This is a genomic window from Deinococcus misasensis DSM 22328 (genome assembly GCF_000745915.1).
GTDB classification, from domain to species: Bacteria; Deinococcota; Deinococci; order Deinococcales; family Deinococcaceae; genus Deinococcus_C; species Deinococcus_C misasensis.
This window is the reverse complement of the sequence record NZ_JQKG01000002.1, coordinates 43,028-59,645: the sequence shown is the minus strand read 5'-3', so window position 1 is coordinate 59,645 and position 16,618 is coordinate 43,028. Positions and strand designations below refer to the sequence as shown.

The following is a 16,618-nucleotide window of genomic DNA, read 5'->3' as shown; positions in this document are numbered from 1 at the left end:
TTTTTGTGGTCATGGAAAGGCATTCCATCAAGCTTCCATTCAGAAACTGCACCAGAACGCCTTTCAAAGGGGGAGCTTTTGGTCCAGAGGTGATCGTGTCTCTGGCATGGAAAACCCCCTTTTCAGGGGGTGAGGTCAGGGTTTCGGCTTTTGTTGCGTTGATCAGTGAGAGGGGAGGGTTCAGTCGCATCCTCCCCTCTCAAAAAACATCCGCTAGAGAAACACCTGTGTTCCGTCCACAAGGGGAATGTGGGCACAAATGGACCCTTTTGGATCCTTGTGGACCCTTGTGAATCCGCTTGGGTCACGGATCAGTGCCAGAAGGGCTGCTGGAAGGTGGGGGTTTCAGGGCTGCCAGGCCGAGCACGGCATAAAAGGACACCATGGTGCCGGGAATGGAGGTCAGGTGGCTGTCGTAAATGCCTGTGAACAGGTAAATCAGCAGGGGGGTGAGCAGGACCAGTTGAAAAACCTGAATCCGGTGCACCATGGCAAGCAGCAACACGGCAAGCCAGAGTCCCAGTCCCACCAGTCCAAGCTCGCTGAGGATTTGCAACACGTCATTGTGGGCGTAATTCACCCAGCCACCATGGACATACACCGGACTGGTCTCATGGCTGAGCCGGTACATCGGAGAAATCACCCCGAACTGGCCCACCCCATGCCCGAGGTAAGGGGCATCCTGAAACATGCGCCACCCATAATCCCAGACGGCCTGCCGGATGGTCCAGAAGCCTTCGAAGCTCTGGCTTCGGATTCCAAAATGGGTTTTGATGGCCTCAAAAGTGGGAGCACCCTGTGCATTCAAGAGCAACCCTGCACCAGCAACACCTCCTGCAAGCATCAATGCGGTCAGTCCCACCCCAAGCCAGCGGTTGTGCCGCCACAACCACCACAGCAAGGGAAGACCAGAGGCCATCACCACTGCGGGGGTGCTGCTGCCATCGGTGTGGAAGTTGGCCCAGTTCACACCCAGCAGCACCATCAGCAGCAGCGGGGTGTGCAGGTGGATTTTGGAAAAAAACAGCAGGCTGCTGACCACTCCGGCCACCAGCACCAGATAACCACTGTAATGGCTGGGATGAAAGTAACTGCCCGTCAAAAACTGCTCTGGAACACCCACCATGTGTTTTAAGAGCGGCACTGGAATTCCCTGATCTTGCAGGTAAGCCGCCCCCACACTGGTGGTGCCTGCTGCAACCACGGCCCCCAGCACCCATTGACCGGCATGACGGTAACGCAAAGCTGTCAGGTGAATGCCCACCCCGGCCCCCAGTCCAGCCAGCCACACCCGACAGTATCGACTGGCTTCTGTGGTTTCTGTGGCCCAGAGGGTGCTGGCCCCGATCCATCCACCACACAAAACCACCGCCATCAGCCAGAGGGCATTGGCCCTGTGTGACGGGTGGTGCCCTGCAGGCAATGTGGCCCAACACAGGGTGCCCAGAATCAGGGTCAGCAGACCTGCAAAGGTGCACAGGGCCATTCCCCAGGGATACACGCTGCCGTTGGCCAGAGGGGCCACCGTCACGGTGACCATCGCCATGAGGATGCACAACACCCCTGAAGCGCTGCAGATCCATCTCATGGTGTTTCCTTCAGGCGCAGAAGTGCCGCTCTGGCTTCTCCATTGGGGGTTTTGCGCTGGCTTTGTGCATAGGCTGCTCTGGCTGCCCGGATTTTGCCCAGTCGTTCCAGATACCGTCCTTGTTCCAACCAGTAGCCTCCGTTGTTGGGATCCAGTTGCAGGGCTTTTTGCAACACCTGCAGGGCTTTTGGGTGGTTCTGGGTCCAGCTGTACATCAAGGCCCACTCGTAGTGGATGCGGGCATCCACAGGGTTCAGCTGGGCCGCTTTGCTGTAACTGGCTTCTGCTTGCACAAGCCAGCGTTTTTCTTGCCGGAATTTGTACAGGGTGCGCCTGACATTGGCCAGCGACAGGTGAAGTGCAGCATTGTTGGGCTGCAGGTCAATGGCTTTCTGAAGGGTCACTGCGGCGAGGTCAAAATCAAATTGCCCGGTCTGTCGTTCTGCAGCTTGCAAGAGCAGGTCGCTTTGCCAATCGTGCTGTGCAGCTTGAAAGAGGGGCAACACCAGAAGCCCGCAAGCCACAGGGACCGCCAGTTTGAGGAAGATGGTCATGTTTTGCCCCATGCTGTGTTGAGCAAGGAAACAAGAGGATCCATCAAAATCCTCTTGTCTCAGAACTTCCCGCTTTGACGGAGCAACCAGAGGTTGTCTGTCAAATGCTCCAAAGCCCCCGAAACCCTTCCGGGGGGATCTTGCGTTCAGCCTTTTTGTGTGACACCTGCACCAGAAGCATCGATCACTGGATTGCCTTCCGGGTTGGTGATCAGGTCGCTTGCCCCTTCGAGGTTGGTGATGGGTTGCACCTGGCCATTGTTCACCGCGTCGGTCAATTGCTTTTGCTGCTCTGGGGTGAGGGCTTTTCCTGTGGCAATCTCCACAGAGGCAACCGTCAACTCTCCAGCGGTGAGCGGAGCCTCGCCTTTGGAGGCCAGCTTGTTGATGGTGCTGAGAGGCACCTTCAACAACACCGCAAGCGTCTGGGCGGTCGAGCCTGCAGGCTGGGCCAGCAGGTCTTTCATCTGGAGGTCTGTGAGGGTGATGCCTTTGAGTTTGGCCACCCCCACCAGCAACTGGATCCCTGTGACACTGGTCAGGTTCTGGGCTTTCTGGGCCACGGCCAGAGGTGCCACCAGGGCAATCGAAGTGCTGCTCAACAACAACCATGCCTTCTTGTTCATATCGACTCCTCCAGGCAATGCAGAAGGGGAGAATGCATCACGGGTTTTTGCGACAGGGGAGGTGAAAGTGTTGTGTGGATCAGGTTTTCTCTGGACGGTAATTGTGGTAGTAATAGTACTGGTCTTCCCGTTCGGTGCCTTTGTTGAGCACAAAGCCCAGCACCCTGCTGTTGGCGGTGCGGGTGCTGCGGATGGCGGTTTCCACGTTGTGAACCATGGTTCCGTGGGCTTCCACCACCATCAGGATGCCTGCAGCATTGCGGGTGAGGGTCAGCGCATCGGAGAGGGCCAGAATGGGTGGGGTGTCGAGGATCACCAGATCGTACTGGCTGCTCCACCTGTCCAGCAGGTCGTGCAGCTTCAGGTGGTTGGTGACGTGGCTGGCCGAGCGTTGTGCCGGGCCAGCGGGCAGCAAATCCACATTTTCACTGACCTGAAAAACAAAAGCGCCCTCTGGATGACGCAGGGCATCCTGAATGTTGGTGCGCTTGTCGTTCAGATCGGTGGATCCGGGGAGGGGGCGTGTGCGTTGCATGCGGGAGGCCCAGAGTTTGTGCTGGGTGGGACGGTGCAGGTCCATGTCAATCAGCAGCACTTTCTGCCCTGCCGTTCCAAAAGCTTCTGCCAGAGAGGCACTGACACTGCTTTTTCCTTCACCGGAACGGGCACTGGACACAATCAGGGTTTTTTCGCGGGAGGTTTCCAGCACCGACATGAGGTTGACCCGCAAAAATCCGCTGGCTTCATAAAGCGCTCCAGAGCGTGTGGCTTCCACCATGCCTTTCTTGAGGTCCTTGCTCATGATTCGGGGCAATTTGCCCACCACAGGCAACCCGAACCCCACCAGATCTTCTTCCGACATCACCCGTCTGCGGAGGGCATCGAGCGTCAACAATGCACCGCCACTCAGCAGCAGCATCAGGGCACCTGTCAGCAGGGCATCCCGAACAGGACGTGGATTGCTGGGCTGGACGGGCACCTCTCCGGGCGACATCAAGGTGAGTGTGCCTGTGGAAGCATTTTCCAGCACAGCCACCTGTGCCAGACTTTGCAACACATTGGCCCTTGCCGTGAAAGCAGTCTGGCGTTCCAGAGAATTTCTGTCTGAACGGGCAAGGGTCAGGTCAAGTGCACTGAGCTGCTTCTCAAGGCTGCCTTTGGATTTCATCAGGCGTTCGGTGGCCCGTTGAACATCCCATTCCAGCAAAGCCTGTACCGCAGCACCAGAAAGGATGGAGGCCGCTTCGGGGGTCTCTGCACTGGCGGTGATCTTGTAAACACCGGTTTGTTGCTGGTCGATTTTGGCTTCCACGGTGATGCGGCGGTAGATATTCTGGCGGAGTTCGTTTTGCAGGTCTGCAATGACCTGCCTTTTGAGGGTGGGGGTCAGGTTGCTGCCTTCCACCCGTCGGATCATGCTGTCCACCACCACCCGGGTGTGCAGGGCTTCATCCACGGCACCAGCAGGCAATGGAGGTGCGGTCACCAGTGTGCTGTTGATGATGTTGTTGCCGGTCTCACCACGCACAGCGATCACACTGCCCACCGATTGATAGGTGGGAGGCAAACTGTTGGAATACAGGTAAACGAGGCTGCTGGAAACCATGACGGACAGTCCAATGATCCACCAACCCCTGAAAAGAACCCGGGTCACCTGTGCCAGGTCAGGCTCATTGTGGGCAACGTTTCTGGATGAGGTGGGTGCAACGGCTTGTGGCGATTGGGACATTCACGCTCCTCATGGGTGACGGACTGTGCCCGGGGCAAAAGGGTCAGGCGGTGCACCACTTCCAAAAGTATAGCTTAAATTTCTTTCCGATTTGTTGTTTTTGATCACTCTGGTCTTTATCTTTGGAAATCAGAGGGAAAAAAGCCCGATCAGACCATCAATTCTTTCTTGAGAAATATGGAAAACCCACAGAGAAAATTTTGGAAAAAGTGAAAATTTTAAGTTTCAATCCTGTTGGAGCATCAAAAGGCTTTCTGTGGCAGGGACTGCAAGGCTGTAGAGGCTCGGGGTTGCCCACTGGAGTGATGCTGATGCCCAAATCAAGAATTGTTATCGCTAACAGCTGAAAGTGCGGTATCCTCAAGAAAAACGCAAAGCAGGTTGTCTTTGAAGAAAAATGAAAATGTTGTTATGGAACAACATTTTTCTTGCTCATGTCATGCTTGACAATCCTGAAAGTCCACCTTAATATGTTATCGTTCACAAAACAAAATCACGCCATGGACCATGAATGGCCACATGTTTCCATGCTTTCCTCTGCACCGGAGTTTGCTCTGGATTGTAGACCACCTGCATTTGCAAAAGGAGACCACCATGAAACCCCAAACCACAACCCTGCTCCTGCTTGGACTTGTGCTTTCTGCCTGCAACTCCCAGTTCGCTCTGCACCAGATGGGCTTTGAACCCCAGACGGCAGTGGGCATGTCTGGAGACCTCGGATTCCACGATCCCGTGCTGATCAAAGCGGGATCCACCTATTGTGGATTTTCCACAGGCATCCTCAGGGACACCACCAACCCCGGAGGGATTCTGGTGCACCGTTCCAGCGGAGGGCCCGGCGGAAGCTGGACCACCCTCGGAGAAATTCCCGTGCCAGCATGGGCCAAAACCTACGGCATCAAACACCTGTGGGCACCCGAGATCGTGTACAACGGTTCGGACAAACGGTATTACCTCTACTACGCAGCCAGCCAGTTCGGAACCAACAACTCTGCCATCGGGGTGACCAGCACCACCAACCCCTGTTCGGTCTCTGGTTGGACCGACCATGGGGCCATCAAAACCTCCAAGGGAACCGATTTCAATGCCATTGACCCGGATGTGGGCTGGGACAGCACCAATGGGTGGTACATGAGCTGGGGATCGTTTTTTTCCGGGATCAAAATCCAGAAAATGAGCAGCATGACCACTTTCACAGGCAGCATCACCACCCTTGCAACCCGTCCGGGTGTGGCCAACAACCCTGTGGAGGCCCCGAGCATCACCAAAAGAGGTGGTTTCTACTACCTGTTCCTGTCGTGGGATGCCTGCTGTCAGGGCACCTCCAGCACCTACAAAACCGTGGTGGGTCGGGCCAACAGCCTGTTCGGACCATACACCGACAAGAACGGCAAGCGTCTGGATCAGGGAGGAGGTACCTTGCTGTTGCAGGGCACCTCTGGCGCATTTGGTCCGGGTGGAGGAGATGCCTATCAGGACGGCACCACCTATTACTTTGCCCACCATTACTACGATTCTGCAGGGGCACCCAAACTTGCGGTCCGTCAACTCGGGTGGGACAGCGCAAACTGGCCTGTGCCTTGATGCTGTAAAGCACCTGGTGTGCTTTGAACAGCCATTTTCTCTTGAAGAGGTTCACCGTCTTCAGTTCACAGCAAATGACACCCTGAGGGCCCTTCAGATCACATTCAAAATCCAATCACCTTGCTGTGCAGCAAAAGGCGGCTCTGGTGGCCGCCTTTTGCATGTTTTGATTTTTTATTTCTGCAATGCAATGAGATGCTCGTCCAGACGGTCCCACGTCTGGGAGATGCCTTGCACCATGCCCATGTCCATGACGGTTTGGAGGGCAGCTTCGGTCTGGTAAGAAGCTCTGGTGGTCACCAGGGTCCCCCCAGTGACCTCTTCAAACTTCAACGTAGAGAGGGTGGAAGGCATGCTTTCGTTGATGTTGCCTTCTGCATCGGAGAAGTAATCGGTGTAAACGAGGCGCTCTGGAGCGATGATTTCCTCGTAGATGGCCAGTCCCCAAGATTCCATCCCGAAAAACTGTCCCTGATCCCTGTCTGCACATTTCATGCAGTAATGCCATTTCCCGCCCGGACGCAGGTCCACAGTGCAGAAGGGGATGTCCCAACCTCTGGGTCCCCACCATTTGCTGAGGTGTTCAGCGGTGGTGAAAGCCTCGAAGACCAGAGCACGGGGGGCTTTGAAAAAGCGTTGCAGGATGAGTTCTTTGCCGTTTTCAATTTGGGGATTCAGGGTTTGGGTCATGGGGTGCCTCCAGAGGGTTTCTCAGGGTCCTGAGAGGGGGTTGAAGTGTCTTTTTCCTTTTGAAGCTCTTGCAAATAGGTGTCCAGACGGTCAAAACGGTCTTCCCAGAGTTGACGGTAGCGTTTCAGCCAGTCGTCCATGTCCTGAAAAGGTTCGGGGCGGAGGCTGCACACCCGGCGGTTGGCGATGGCTTCCACCTCGATGAGGCCTGCATCGCTGAGCACCTTCAGGTGTTTGGAGGCCTGCGGTTGGCGGATCTGCAAACGCTCGGCGATTTCACCCACCGTGAGGGGGTGTTCGGTCAGCAGTTCCACGATGTGCAGGCGGTGGGGTTCGGCCAGAGCGCTGAATGTCGCAGCGTTCATGGGGATCCTCCTTTCTTGCTTGATGATATTATGCCATAAAAAGAATATTCCTGTCAAGGAATATTCTTGAGAGGGAATGTGCGGTTTTCCCCAGCACCATGCTCGGGAATGCTCTGGGTTCTCAATCCTGAAGTTGCTCCTGTTCACGGACCCCTCCGGGCAGGCAAAATGGAAGCATGACCGCCTGGATCTCCGAAGTCACCCTCAAAATCCTCACCTTGCTGTCCCTGCCGGGTGTGGGCTTGCAGACCGTCAAGAAAATCCTGCAATACCCCCACATCCACCAGAGTCAGGACCTCGCAGACCTCGGGTTTCTGGACCTCAGGCTGTACCGGGCCATGCAGGACCCATCCGCCATGAAAACCGCCAATGACAAGGTGCAAGAGATCCAACGTCAGGCCGAAACCCTCAACATGCAGGTGGTCAGCCTTGCAGACCCCCACTACCCCGAGGTCCTCAAAAACACCCCGGATGCTCCACCTGTGCTGTACCTCAAAGGCCACTGGTACGACGACCAGAGCCTGATGACCGTGGTGGGCACCCGCACCCCCTCAAGGCACGGGGAAATCACCACCGAACGCATTGTCCAGCACTTCACAGAAGCTGGTTTTGGGGTGGCCTCGGGTCTTTTTCCGGGGTGCAGTGAGCGTGCAGTGCAAACCGCCCTTCAGCGAGGGGCTTACGTGATCGCAGTCTACAGTGCAGGCTTCGATCAGGACTTCTCTCCTGCTCTGCACAAACTCGGGCAGCAGGTGCTGGAACAGGGGCTCTGGGTCAGTCCGTTTCCACCCGGCACGGTGTTCAAAACCCATCAACTGGTCCAGCAAAACCGCTTGCAGGTGGCCTTCGGAACCGGACTCCTGATGGTCCAGAGCGGCATCCACGGCACCAGTCTGCATTCTGTGCGTGCAGCACTGCGTTATGGTCGTCCTGTGGCAGTGCCAGCCCTGAGCCAGACCGACCAGCAAGAGGGCAGGGAAGAGGCTGTGGGCGTGAACCGCCTGCTCTTTTCACAGCATCCAGAGGCCTCCACTTTGCTGGACATCCCTCCTGAGGACCTCAGCAAAATCATCTTGCTGCACGGCAAGCAGGATTATGCCCATTTCGAGGCCAGCATGCGAGGGAAAAAAGCTGCGTCAGATGCTCTGGTGTGAGTGTCCTGTACAGATTTTCTTGCTGTAAACTGTCCACTGTAAACTGTGAACCCACCTGAACAAGCAACAGAACCCCCACCCTCTGCTGTGACAAACTCCTGTAAAAGTGGTCCCCTTCAAAACCGCCACAATGGTCCTGTCAAGGGCACCACCAGAGGACCATACTGGTTTCATGTACAGGCCCCCTTACTTCAAACAGGACGATCCAGCAGAGCAGTTGCGTTTCATGCAGGCCCACAATTTCGCCACACTGGTCAGCCGTGAACCGTTCATGGCGACCCATCTGCCTGTGCTGGTGGAGGAGGGGAAAATCTCGGGTCATGTGGCCAGAGCGAACCTGCACAGCAAATTGGACGGGCAAGAGGTGATGGTGTTGTTTCAGGGACCCCATGCTTATGTTTCGGCAGGATGGTATGAAAAAACAGGGCAGGTGCCCACCTGGAATTACACTGCTGTGCACGCTTACGGCACGTTTCGAGAGATCACGGATCCTGAAGCCATTTCCCATCACCTCAGGACGCTGGTGCATTTTCACGAGCAGCACCGGAGTCCTGCATGGGACATCGACCTGACCGAAGAGGCTTTGCAGAAAATGGCCCGAGCGGTGGTGGTGTTTGAAATCCCTCTGGAGCGTCTGGAAGGGAAGTACAAGCTCAGTCAGAACCGCACCCTTGAGGAACGCCAGAGGGTGATGGATAGTCTGCAAGAAGAAGGTGGAGCAGATGTTGCTGCCTTGATGAAGTCCCACAGTTGATGAAGATTTCACAGAACAAGCGTTTGTCTCTCTGATAGACATGATTGAGAGGGAAGGATGCATCAGACTGCCATCTCACGGATCAATGCATTCAACCTTCATCCAGAGGAACGTTCAACCCGAGTCAACCTTTTTTCCTCTCTTCCAGAATACGGATTTGATGTTGGTTGGCCCATCACAAGATCCGTTCTGGAAGATATTTTTTCCTGATTCAGGGTTCAGGGTGGGCTCCCGTTGGCTGTTTTCATCAACCCCTGTGGACCAGAGGTGAACCGGATTCACTTTTGTCCCCTTTGCAGTTGTGGGAGGTCAAAACCCCATGGGCGGGCATCAAGAAGGTTTGAAAGATCTTGAAAGAGGTCTTGACCTGTTTTTCAGAAGGTGCTATACCTATGTTGTAACCGGTTACAACGCATGCAACCCATCCTTCGGCAAGGTGGTCTCCCTTTCCCATGTTTTGTAACCGGTAACAAAGGCTAAGGTGGAAGAATGAAAATCACCATTGACGAAATTGCACGGGTTTCCGGTGTCTCCAAAGGCACCGTGAGTCGGGTCATCAACGGCAAAACCACCGTGGCTGCCCACACCCGCGAAAAAGTCCTGGATGTCATGAACCGCCTTGGTTTTGTCCCCGATCCTGCTGCACGGGAATTGTCCATGCGTTCCAAATACACCATTGGCATTTCCATCGGGCAGGGAGACAACCGCATCAGTCCGTACTTCGCCCTGATCTGGCGTGCACTGGCCAGAGAAACCCAGGAGCTCGGGATCCAGTTCATCGAGCTTTCCGACGACCTTTCCAGTTACATTCGCCTGCCCAACGCGGTATTGCTGTTCAGTGCACAACACACCCACAAGCGCCTCGATTTCCTGAAGTCCCAGCAGATTCCAGCGGTGGTGATCGGCCATGAACCCGGTCATGCCTTTGTGGTTCCCGACGACCACACCGGAGGAAAACTCGCGGCAGAACACCTGTTGAAACTCGGGCACCGGCGGTTTGCCTTTCTGGGCACCCACATTCCCAGTCAAGCTGCAGACGACCGTCGCAATGGATTCTGCGAAACCCTGCTCAAAGCTGGACATCCCCTGAGTCCAGAGCTCAATCTGGAAGGCCACTTCAACACGCTCGATGCTTACCGGGCCATCCGCAAAGCCTGGGAGCAAGGACACCGTTTCACCGCACTGTTTGCCGCCAGCGATGAAATGGCCATGGGTGCCATCGGTGCCCTGCAAGACCTCGGGGTGCAGGTTCCAGAGCAGGTGTCGGTGCTGGGATTCGACGGTTTTCCCTTTCCCGGACTGCGCCTGACCACCATTGCACAAGACATTCCGCGCATCGCCCACGAAGCGGTGCAACTGGCCCTCTCGGGCATTGAGGGGGAAGACCCTCAGGGCGTGTACGTCCCGGTGCAACTCCAGATGGGGAGCACCACGGCACCCCCACCAGATTCACCCGTTTGATTGCTCAGCCTGAAAAGGCCTGAACAAGTTGAACAAGGAGGAGAGAACATGAGAAGAAGTCTGCTTTTGGTCACTGCCCTGCTCGCTGGTGCTGCCAGTGCGCAAACTGTCGTGAAGCTCAACGGGTTTGCAGGTGCCGATGTTGCCATCGTCAATGACCTTTTGAACAAAATCGTCAACCCTGCCCTTGCCAAAGACAACATCAAGGCGGTCTTTGAACCCTTTCAGGGAGACTTCAATGCTGCACTGACCAACGCCCTGTCCAGTGGCACCGCTGGAGATTTGATGTACATCGACATCTTCGTGGCCCCCGGATTCATCAAGACCGGGAAACTCTTGCCCCTGAACGGCAAAATCAGCACCAAACCCTTTGTGCCCAGCCTCGTGAAAGCCTTCACCGACTCTGGCAAGGTGTATGCGGTGGCCAAAGACTTCAACTCGCTTGCGATCACCTTCAACAAAGACCTCTTCGATGAGGCCGATGTCGCTTACCCCAATGAAAATGACACCTGGAGCACCTTTGCAGACAAACTGCGCAAAGTCAAAAAAGCCCTCGGGAACGATTATGCTGGCATCTGCTTGCCTGCCGATTTCGCCCGATTTGGGGCATTTGCTTTCGCCACCGGATGGAAAACATTTGATTCCAAAGGGAACAGCAACCTGCTCGATCCCCGATTCAAAGAAGCTTTCAACTTTTACACCGGACTGGTCAAAGACAAGACCGCCATCCTGCCTTCCGACCTCTCGCAGGGCTGGTCTGGAGGTTGCTTCGGAACCGGAAAAGTGGCGGCTGCCATCGAGGGGGCCTGGATCTCGGGCTTCCTGAGGGACAGTGCACCCAACCTGAAATACGGCACAGCACCCATCCCCAAAAACGACAAAACCAAAAAGCGCGGGAACTTCATTTTTACGGTGGGTTGGGCTGTCAACAAAGACTCCAAAAATCAGGCCGCTGCCCTCAAGGTGCTGGATCAACTGACCAGCGAGAAAACCCAGCAGTTCATCCTCACCGAAGGCCTCGCCATCCCGAGCCGCACCAGCCTGCAAGGCAACAGCTACTTCAACAAGACCACCCAAGAAGCCCAGAACGCCAAAGTGGTGTTTCAGGGTGCCAGCGACGGCAACGTTTACGGCTACAACTTCCGCCAGTATGGTGGCGACTGGATGACGCCGGTGAATGCTGCCCTGCAAGCCGTGATGAGTGGCAAATCCAGTGTGGATGAGGCACTTAAGAAAGCCCAGGCCGACCTCAATGCGGTGATGAAGCGCTAAACCCACCGTGCCCCCTGACGCTGCGCGTTGCTCCCCAGATGAAAGGGGAAGAAACCGCAACCTGCTGTGGGACCACTTCCTCTTCCCGAGGTGCCATCTTTTGCACACTGCTCCCCACCTGTGCAGGAGGGGCCCTCGGGAGACGTTTAAGGAAAGACGGTCATGTTGAACACCAGAACCAAAACAAACCACAAGGCTTTGGAAAGAATGCGGACCAGACGCGAAACCATGACAGCTCTGGTGTTTCTGGGACCTTTTTTGCTGACCCTGCTGATTTTCTTCTTTTACGGTTTTGTGCGGGCAGTGTATTTCAGTTTCACCGATTACGACCTGTTCAACCCGCCCAGATTTGTGGGGCTACAGTCCTACATCAACATTTTTCAGGATGACAAATTCAGAATTGCTTTGACCAACACCCTGCTGTTCAGCTTTGTCACCACCACCCTGCAGACTGCAGGTGCCCTGTTGCTTGCAGTGGTCCTCAACCAGCGCATTCGTGGTTTGATGTTCTTCCGCTCTGCCTACTACATGCCTTCCATCACCAGTTCGGTGGTGATCACCTTGGTGTTCTTGTGGCTGTTCCAGAAAAAAGGGATTGCCAATTACCTGACCACCCAAGTGAACCAGTTCCTTCCCCACATCATCGTGTTTCTGGTGGTGACGGTCATTGCCCAGATCATCCAGGTGATTTTCGAGCGGCTGAAGGAATCAAGAAATTACATTCCTGAACACAGAGAGGCCACTTCTTTTGACGCCCTGACTCGAATTCGCAAAGTCACTTACGTGCACTGGTCCGATCCGCTGCTGCTGGCCATCAGTGCCGCCATCGGGGGGGTTGCCGTGCTGGTGGCCAGTTTCATGGGCTGGATTTTCCCCAGAGATGTGGCCACTTTTGATTTTGACTGGGTGTACAACACCGACAAGCTATTCGGGGTGCTACCCATTCCCTTGCTGTTCATCATCCTGATGAACACCTTCACCACCATTCCCACCCTGATGCTGTTCTTTCTGGCTGGACTTCAGGGCATCCCGAGCAGCCTGTATGAAGCCGCTGAACTCGATGGGGCCACCCCAGGCCAGAAATTTTGGTATGTGACCCTTCCACAGTTGCAACCGGTGACTTTTTATGCCGTGACCATCAGTTTGATTGGGACCCTGCAGATGTTCGATCAGGTGAAAGTGATTGGCGACGCGGCTCCCTTGGATTCCATCATCACCCTGTCTTACTACATCTACAATTACGCCTTCCGGGGGGGAAGTTCTCTGGCTGGTATGTCTTCTGCTGCAGCGATGATTCTCGCGGTCCTCACGTTGCTTGTGGTGCTGGTGCAGCGCCAACTCTTCAAAGACGAGGTGAACAAATGAACGCCAGCCACTACCGTTCCCGCGTGATTGCCCGGGCCATCTGGATTTACACCATCCTGATTGCTTTTTCGCTGGTGGTGCTTGGCCCCTTCCTGATGGGCACCCTGACCAGTTTCAAAGACAACCCTCTGGAGTACCCGCCCACCCTGAACCTGCCCAAACTCAGCTCTGGCAACATGGGCGCAGCGTACCGTCTGGGCTTGGCCGGAGGGGGAGGGGGTTTCTTCGGAGAGTTGCATCCCGGTGCCACCGTGCCTTTCGAGGTGAGCATTTTCACCCCCGAGGGCCAGCCGAACACCCCTCCCACTGTGCAGGTCCTCAGGTTGCAACCCGGAGCCGGAATCGGTGCGGTGCGTGACCCGGTGTATGCTGCAGATTTTGCAGAGGTGCAAGGTCTGAAACCCGTCCAGAGTGTGCCTGCCCAGCGTCCAGATCGGGATGGCAAGATGGTTCAGGGCTCCATCACCACCTACACCCTGAATGTGGTGTATCCCAGACTGACCAACGTGCAAGGAGAGAAAATCCGCGCCAAAACCCCACAAACCTTTGACGAGGGCCTGAAAGCCATCGTGGACGGTCAGGTGGTGGATGTGACTCTGGACACCCCCAGAGCACAGGAACAGCGCATCAATGTTCCTGCCGATACGGTGGTCTCGTTGATCCGCAAAGATGGCAAGTTTTACCTTGAAGGTCCCATCGTGCTGGACCGCACCCCCCTGAATGTGGAACTTGAACGGGGCCAGCAACTCACCGATTCCACTTTGCCACCCACCCGTGTGGAGCGATTCGGACGGGCCAATTTCTTCAACAACATCACCCCCGGCATCATGGGGTTCACCTTCAACAATTACCTGAGGGCTTTCAGGGAGTCGGTGGATCTGGAAACTGGAAACAGCATTTTCTTGCGCTGGGTGGGCAACAGTTTTCTGGTGGCCATCGTGAAGGTGTTGACCAGCCTGATTTTTGCCAGCATGGCCGGGTATGCCTTCGCACGGCTTCAGTTCCCCGGCAAAAACCTGCTCTTTGTGCTGGTCCTGTTCACCATGATGGTGCCCATGCAAGTGACTTTCCTCAGCAACTTTCTGCTGCTCAGGGACGGGCTCTGGGGCCTCTCCAAACTGTTTGGGTTGCCCAACTTTTTCAACCCGTGGGGCCTGATTGTCAGTGGACTGGTGGGCAGTGCACAGGTGTTCCTGATGAAACAGTTCTTTGAAAGCCTCCCCAGAGAACTCGATGAAGCCGCAGCCATTGATGGGGCAAGCCCCTTCCAGAGCTTCTGGTTCGTGACCCTGCCCCAGACGTATCCGGCTCTGGCGACGCTGGCCATCACCACCTTTCAGGGGTCATGGAATGACTTTTTCTGGCCTTCGGTGGTGGTGCAAAACCCGGCCAGCAACCTGACCTTGCCGGTGGGGCTGGCGAACTTCCGTCAGGCGTACGCCGGACAGGGCGATTACGGCCTGATTCTGGCCGGTGCCGTCATCAGTGCCATTCCGATCATCCTGCTGTTCCTGTTCTTCCAGCGCTACTTCGTTGAGAACTCTGTGGGCAGCAGCGTCAAAGGTTGACTTCTTCCTGTGCTTCCTGAAAGGGCAAAACCATGAAATACCGTGCAGTCCTCAAAGAAAACGAAATCTACTGGGTCGGAGACGATGAATTTGGCATTTCCTCGGGCGAAAGTGGCCTGTACCGCAGGGACACCCGCTTCCTGAGCCTGTACCGCTGGGAACTGGACCACAAGCCGCTCAACACCCTGATGCAACACCTCGCCTACCCGTTTGAACTGCATCAGGTGTCCAGCAACGACGACCTCGGCTACCTGATGAAACTCGGGGTGGAACGCACCCTCGCCCTGCACCGCCACGGGGCCAGAGACCTCCTGAAAGTGCAGTCCTACCAACCCGAGCCTTACACCATCCGCCTGCTGCTGGACAACGATTTCTCGGACATGTTTCAGGTGCGTGGCTCTGAACCATGGGAGCGCAAAGTGGATGTGCAAGCCATCCCTCAGGGCCTGAGGTTCAGTTATGCAGGGCAGGACGGCATTTCCCGTCACACCGAAATCCACAGTGATCCCCCTGCTGCATGGGACGGCAAGGCTCTGGTCTGGCAGGCGCAGGGCGACACCGAAATCCAGATTGAAATCCATCCCCTGCTGAACAACGAAACCCCTCAGGCTCTGGCGTTTTCCAGCCTTCAGGCCGATTACGACCAGAACTGGCAACCCACCGTCACCCTGCAAAGCGAAAAAGATCAGGAGGTGCTGTTCAGGGGGGTGCAGGATTTGCGTTCCTTGCTGTTTGAAACCCGCTCTGGGGTGATTCCAGCAGCAGGAATTCCGTGGTTTGTGGCCCCTTTCGGACGGGATTCTTTGATCATCGGGCACATGACGGTGCAGGATTACCCCGAGATTGCCAGAGGCATCTTGCAGTACCTTGCAGACCATCAGGGACAGAAAAACGACCCGATCACCTTGGAGCAACCCGGAAAAATCTTGCACGAAGAACGGATTGGAGAGTTCACCAACACCGGACACACCCCACACAGGCCCTATTACGGCACCGTGGATGCCACCCCATTGTTCATCTGGTTGTGCGGGGAGTACCTGAAAGCCACCGGAGACCTTGCGTTTGTGGGTGCCCTCATGCCCCACATCGAAGCTGCCCTGCACTGGATGCTCCACGACGCCGACCCAGATGGGGACGGCTTTCTGGAATACATCCCGGACCCCAACGGAGGCATCAAAAATCAGGTCTGGAAGGACTCTGGCGACAGCGTGTTCTTCGAAAATGGCGAGGAACCCGATCCCACAAAACCCATTGCCATCGTGGAAGTGCAGGGTTACGCCTATGCTGCGTACAACGCGGCTGCTGAGATTTACCAGATGCTGGGTCAACAGGCCCAATCCGAGGTGTACTGCACCCTCGCAAAGGACCTTCAGAACAAATTCCAGCAGCACTTCTACTGGCCCGAGGCCGGGTATTACGCCCACGGTCTGGACGGCAAAAAAAGACAGATGCGGGTGCTGGTCAGCAACGCAGCACACACCCTCTGGACGGGCATCATCCCTGAAACACATGCGCCAGAGGTGGCCCACACGGTGTTCACTTCAGGGCTGTGGAGTGGATGGGGCATCCGCACCCTTGCGGAAGGCAGCGTGCGGTACAACCCGGTTTCTTACCACAACGGCAGTGTGTGGCCCCATGACACCGCTCTGGCTGCACTGGGCATGTGGAAATACGGCCTCAAAGACGAAGCCTACACCCTCACCAGAGCCCTGTTTGATGCTGCGATCCATGCACCAGACCGCAGGCTTTCCGAACTTTTTGCTGGATACCAGAGGCACAACGCTCCCCCTGTGCCTTTCCCTGCTGCATGTCACCCTCAGGGGTGGGATGCGGTGATTCCTCTGGCGCTCAGGCACATCCTGAACAGGGAAGAGGTGCAAGTTTCTCAGAACCCTGTGACCCACTGAA

At 55.7% G+C, this 16,618-nt stretch carries 14 protein-coding genes; 8 read left to right on the top strand and 6 right to left on the bottom strand.

The window, feature by feature from the left end:
- Positions 1–304: 304 nt before the first annotated feature.
- The 4 genes from Q371_RS02060 to Q371_RS02045 all read right to left on the bottom strand — a co-directional run bounded on the left by Q371_RS02060 (position 305) and on the right by Q371_RS02045 (position 4,497).
- On the bottom strand, positions 305–1,588 hold the full coding sequence (locus Q371_RS02060; RefSeq protein ID WP_051963080.1) for an O-antigen ligase family protein: 1,284 nt from the start codon (positions 1,586–1,588) through the stop codon (positions 305–307).
- Positions 1,585–2,142, bottom strand: a complete 558-nt coding sequence (locus Q371_RS27495) for a tetratricopeptide repeat protein (RefSeq protein ID WP_034335470.1) — start codon at positions 2,140–2,142, stop codon at positions 1,585–1,587. Before Q371_RS27495 ends, Q371_RS02060 begins: the two co-directional genes overlap by 4 nt.
- A 146-nt stretch (positions 2,143–2,288) precedes the next feature.
- Positions 2,289–2,768, bottom strand: coding sequence for a hypothetical protein (locus Q371_RS27490; RefSeq protein WP_034335468.1), 480 nt, complete (start codon positions 2,766–2,768; stop codon positions 2,289–2,291).
- 79 nt (positions 2,769–2,847) lie between these two features.
- Positions 2,848–4,497 (bottom strand): polysaccharide biosynthesis tyrosine autokinase, encoded by a 1,650-nt coding sequence (locus tag Q371_RS02045; protein ID WP_034335858.1) that lies wholly within the window; start codon positions 4,495–4,497, stop codon positions 2,848–2,850.
- A gap of 594 nt (positions 4,498–5,091) precedes the next feature.
- Here Q371_RS02045 and Q371_RS02040 point away from each other — a divergent pair.
- Positions 5,092–6,081 carry an arabinan endo-1,5-alpha-L-arabinosidase gene (locus Q371_RS02040; RefSeq protein WP_245618192.1) on the top strand — a complete coding sequence of 330 codons (990 nt, stop codon included), beginning with the start codon at positions 5,092–5,094 and terminating at the stop codon, positions 6,079–6,081.
- A gap of 174 nt (positions 6,082–6,255) precedes the next feature.
- Here Q371_RS02040 and Q371_RS02035 read toward each other — a convergent pair whose 3' ends face one another.
- The gene (locus Q371_RS02035) at positions 6,256–6,771 is read right to left on the bottom strand and encodes an SRPBCC family protein (RefSeq protein ID WP_034335466.1); all 516 of its coding nucleotides are present in this window, start codon (positions 6,769–6,771) and stop codon (positions 6,256–6,258) included.
- Positions 6,768–7,136, bottom strand: a complete 369-nt coding sequence (locus Q371_RS02030; protein WP_034335464.1) for an ArsR/SmtB family transcription factor — start codon at positions 7,134–7,136, stop codon at positions 6,768–6,770. Before Q371_RS02030 ends, Q371_RS02035 begins: the two co-directional genes overlap by 4 nt.
- A gap of 176 nt (positions 7,137–7,312) precedes the next feature.
- On the opposite strand from Q371_RS02030, the gene Q371_RS02025 reads away from it, so the two are divergent.
- The 7 genes from Q371_RS02025 to Q371_RS01995 all read left to right on the top strand — a co-directional run bounded on the left by Q371_RS02025 (position 7,313) and on the right by Q371_RS01995 (position 16,617).
- Entirely contained in the window at positions 7,313–8,290 is a 978-nt protein-coding gene (locus Q371_RS02025) for a DNA-processing protein DprA (RefSeq protein WP_034335461.1), read from the top strand.
- A gap of 172 nt (positions 8,291–8,462) precedes the next feature.
- Positions 8,463–9,044 (top strand): FMN-binding negative transcriptional regulator, encoded by a 582-nt coding sequence (locus tag Q371_RS02020; RefSeq protein WP_034335459.1) that lies wholly within the window; start codon positions 8,463–8,465, stop codon positions 9,042–9,044.
- A gap of 489 nt (positions 9,045–9,533) precedes the next feature.
- Entirely contained in the window at positions 9,534–10,505 is a 972-nt protein-coding gene (locus tag Q371_RS02015; RefSeq protein ID WP_034335458.1) for a LacI family DNA-binding transcriptional regulator, read from the top strand.
- Positions 10,506–10,553: 48 nt separating this feature from the next.
- On the top strand, positions 10,554–11,777 hold the full coding sequence (locus Q371_RS02010) for an extracellular solute-binding protein (RefSeq protein WP_034335456.1): 1,224 nt from the start codon (positions 10,554–10,556) through the stop codon (positions 11,775–11,777).
- Positions 11,778–11,939: 162 nt separating this feature from the next.
- Entirely contained in the window at positions 11,940–13,142 is a 1,203-nt protein-coding gene (locus Q371_RS02005) for a carbohydrate ABC transporter permease (protein ID WP_245618191.1), read from the top strand.
- A complete protein-coding gene (locus tag Q371_RS02000; RefSeq protein WP_034335454.1) occupies positions 13,139–14,710 on the top strand; it encodes a carbohydrate ABC transporter permease in 1,572 nt (523 codons plus the stop codon). Before Q371_RS02005 ends, Q371_RS02000 begins: the two co-directional genes overlap by 4 nt.
- Positions 14,711–14,742: 32 nt before the next feature.
- Positions 14,743–16,617 carry a glycogen debranching N-terminal domain-containing protein gene (locus tag Q371_RS01995; protein ID WP_034335452.1) on the top strand — a complete coding sequence of 625 codons (1,875 nt, stop codon included), beginning with the start codon at positions 14,743–14,745 and terminating at the stop codon, positions 16,615–16,617.
- The last annotated feature ends 1 nt before the right edge of the window (position 16,618 follow it).

What these genes read in the sequence shown, in the direction of transcription:
- Q371_RS27490 (WP_034335468.1), bottom strand. Translation starts at nt 2,768, where the DNA reads ATGAACAAGAAGGCATGGTTGTTGTTGAGCAGCACTTCGATTGCCCTG.
- Q371_RS02025 (WP_034335461.1), top strand. Translation starts at nt 7,313, where the DNA reads ATGACCGCCTGGATCTCCGAAGTCACCCTCAAAATCCTCACCTTGCTG.
- Q371_RS02035 (WP_034335466.1), bottom strand. Translation starts at nt 6,771, where the DNA reads ATGACCCAAACCCTGAATCCCCAAATTGAAAACGGCAAAGAACTCATC.
- Q371_RS01995 (WP_034335452.1), top strand. Translation starts at nt 14,743, where the DNA reads ATGAAATACCGTGCAGTCCTCAAAGAAAACGAAATCTACTGGGTCGGA.
- Q371_RS02045 (WP_034335858.1), bottom strand. Translation starts at nt 4,497, where the DNA reads ATGTCCCAATCGCCACAAGCCGTTGCACCCACCTCATCCAGAAACGTT.
- Q371_RS02060 (WP_051963080.1), bottom strand. Translation starts at nt 1,588, where the DNA reads ATGAGATGGATCTGCAGCGCTTCAGGGGTGTTGTGCATCCTCATGGCG.
- Q371_RS02030 (WP_034335464.1), bottom strand. Translation starts at nt 7,136, where the DNA reads ATGAACGCTGCGACATTCAGCGCTCTGGCCGAACCCCACCGCCTGCAC.
- Q371_RS27495 (WP_034335470.1), bottom strand. Translation starts at nt 2,142, where the DNA reads ATGACCATCTTCCTCAAACTGGCGGTCCCTGTGGCTTGCGGGCTTCTG.
- Q371_RS02005 (WP_245618191.1), top strand. Translation starts at nt 11,940, where the DNA reads ATGTTGAACACCAGAACCAAAACAAACCACAAGGCTTTGGAAAGAATG.
- Q371_RS02020 (WP_034335459.1), top strand. Translation starts at nt 8,463, where the DNA reads ATGTACAGGCCCCCTTACTTCAAACAGGACGATCCAGCAGAGCAGTTG.
- Q371_RS02040 (WP_245618192.1), top strand. Translation starts at nt 5,092, where the DNA reads ATGAAACCCCAAACCACAACCCTGCTCCTGCTTGGACTTGTGCTTTCT.
- Q371_RS02000 (WP_034335454.1), top strand. Translation starts at nt 13,139, where the DNA reads ATGAACGCCAGCCACTACCGTTCCCGCGTGATTGCCCGGGCCATCTGG.
- Q371_RS02015 (WP_034335458.1), top strand. Translation starts at nt 9,534, where the DNA reads ATGAAAATCACCATTGACGAAATTGCACGGGTTTCCGGTGTCTCCAAA.
- Q371_RS02010 (WP_034335456.1), top strand. Translation starts at nt 10,554, where the DNA reads ATGAGAAGAAGTCTGCTTTTGGTCACTGCCCTGCTCGCTGGTGCTGCC.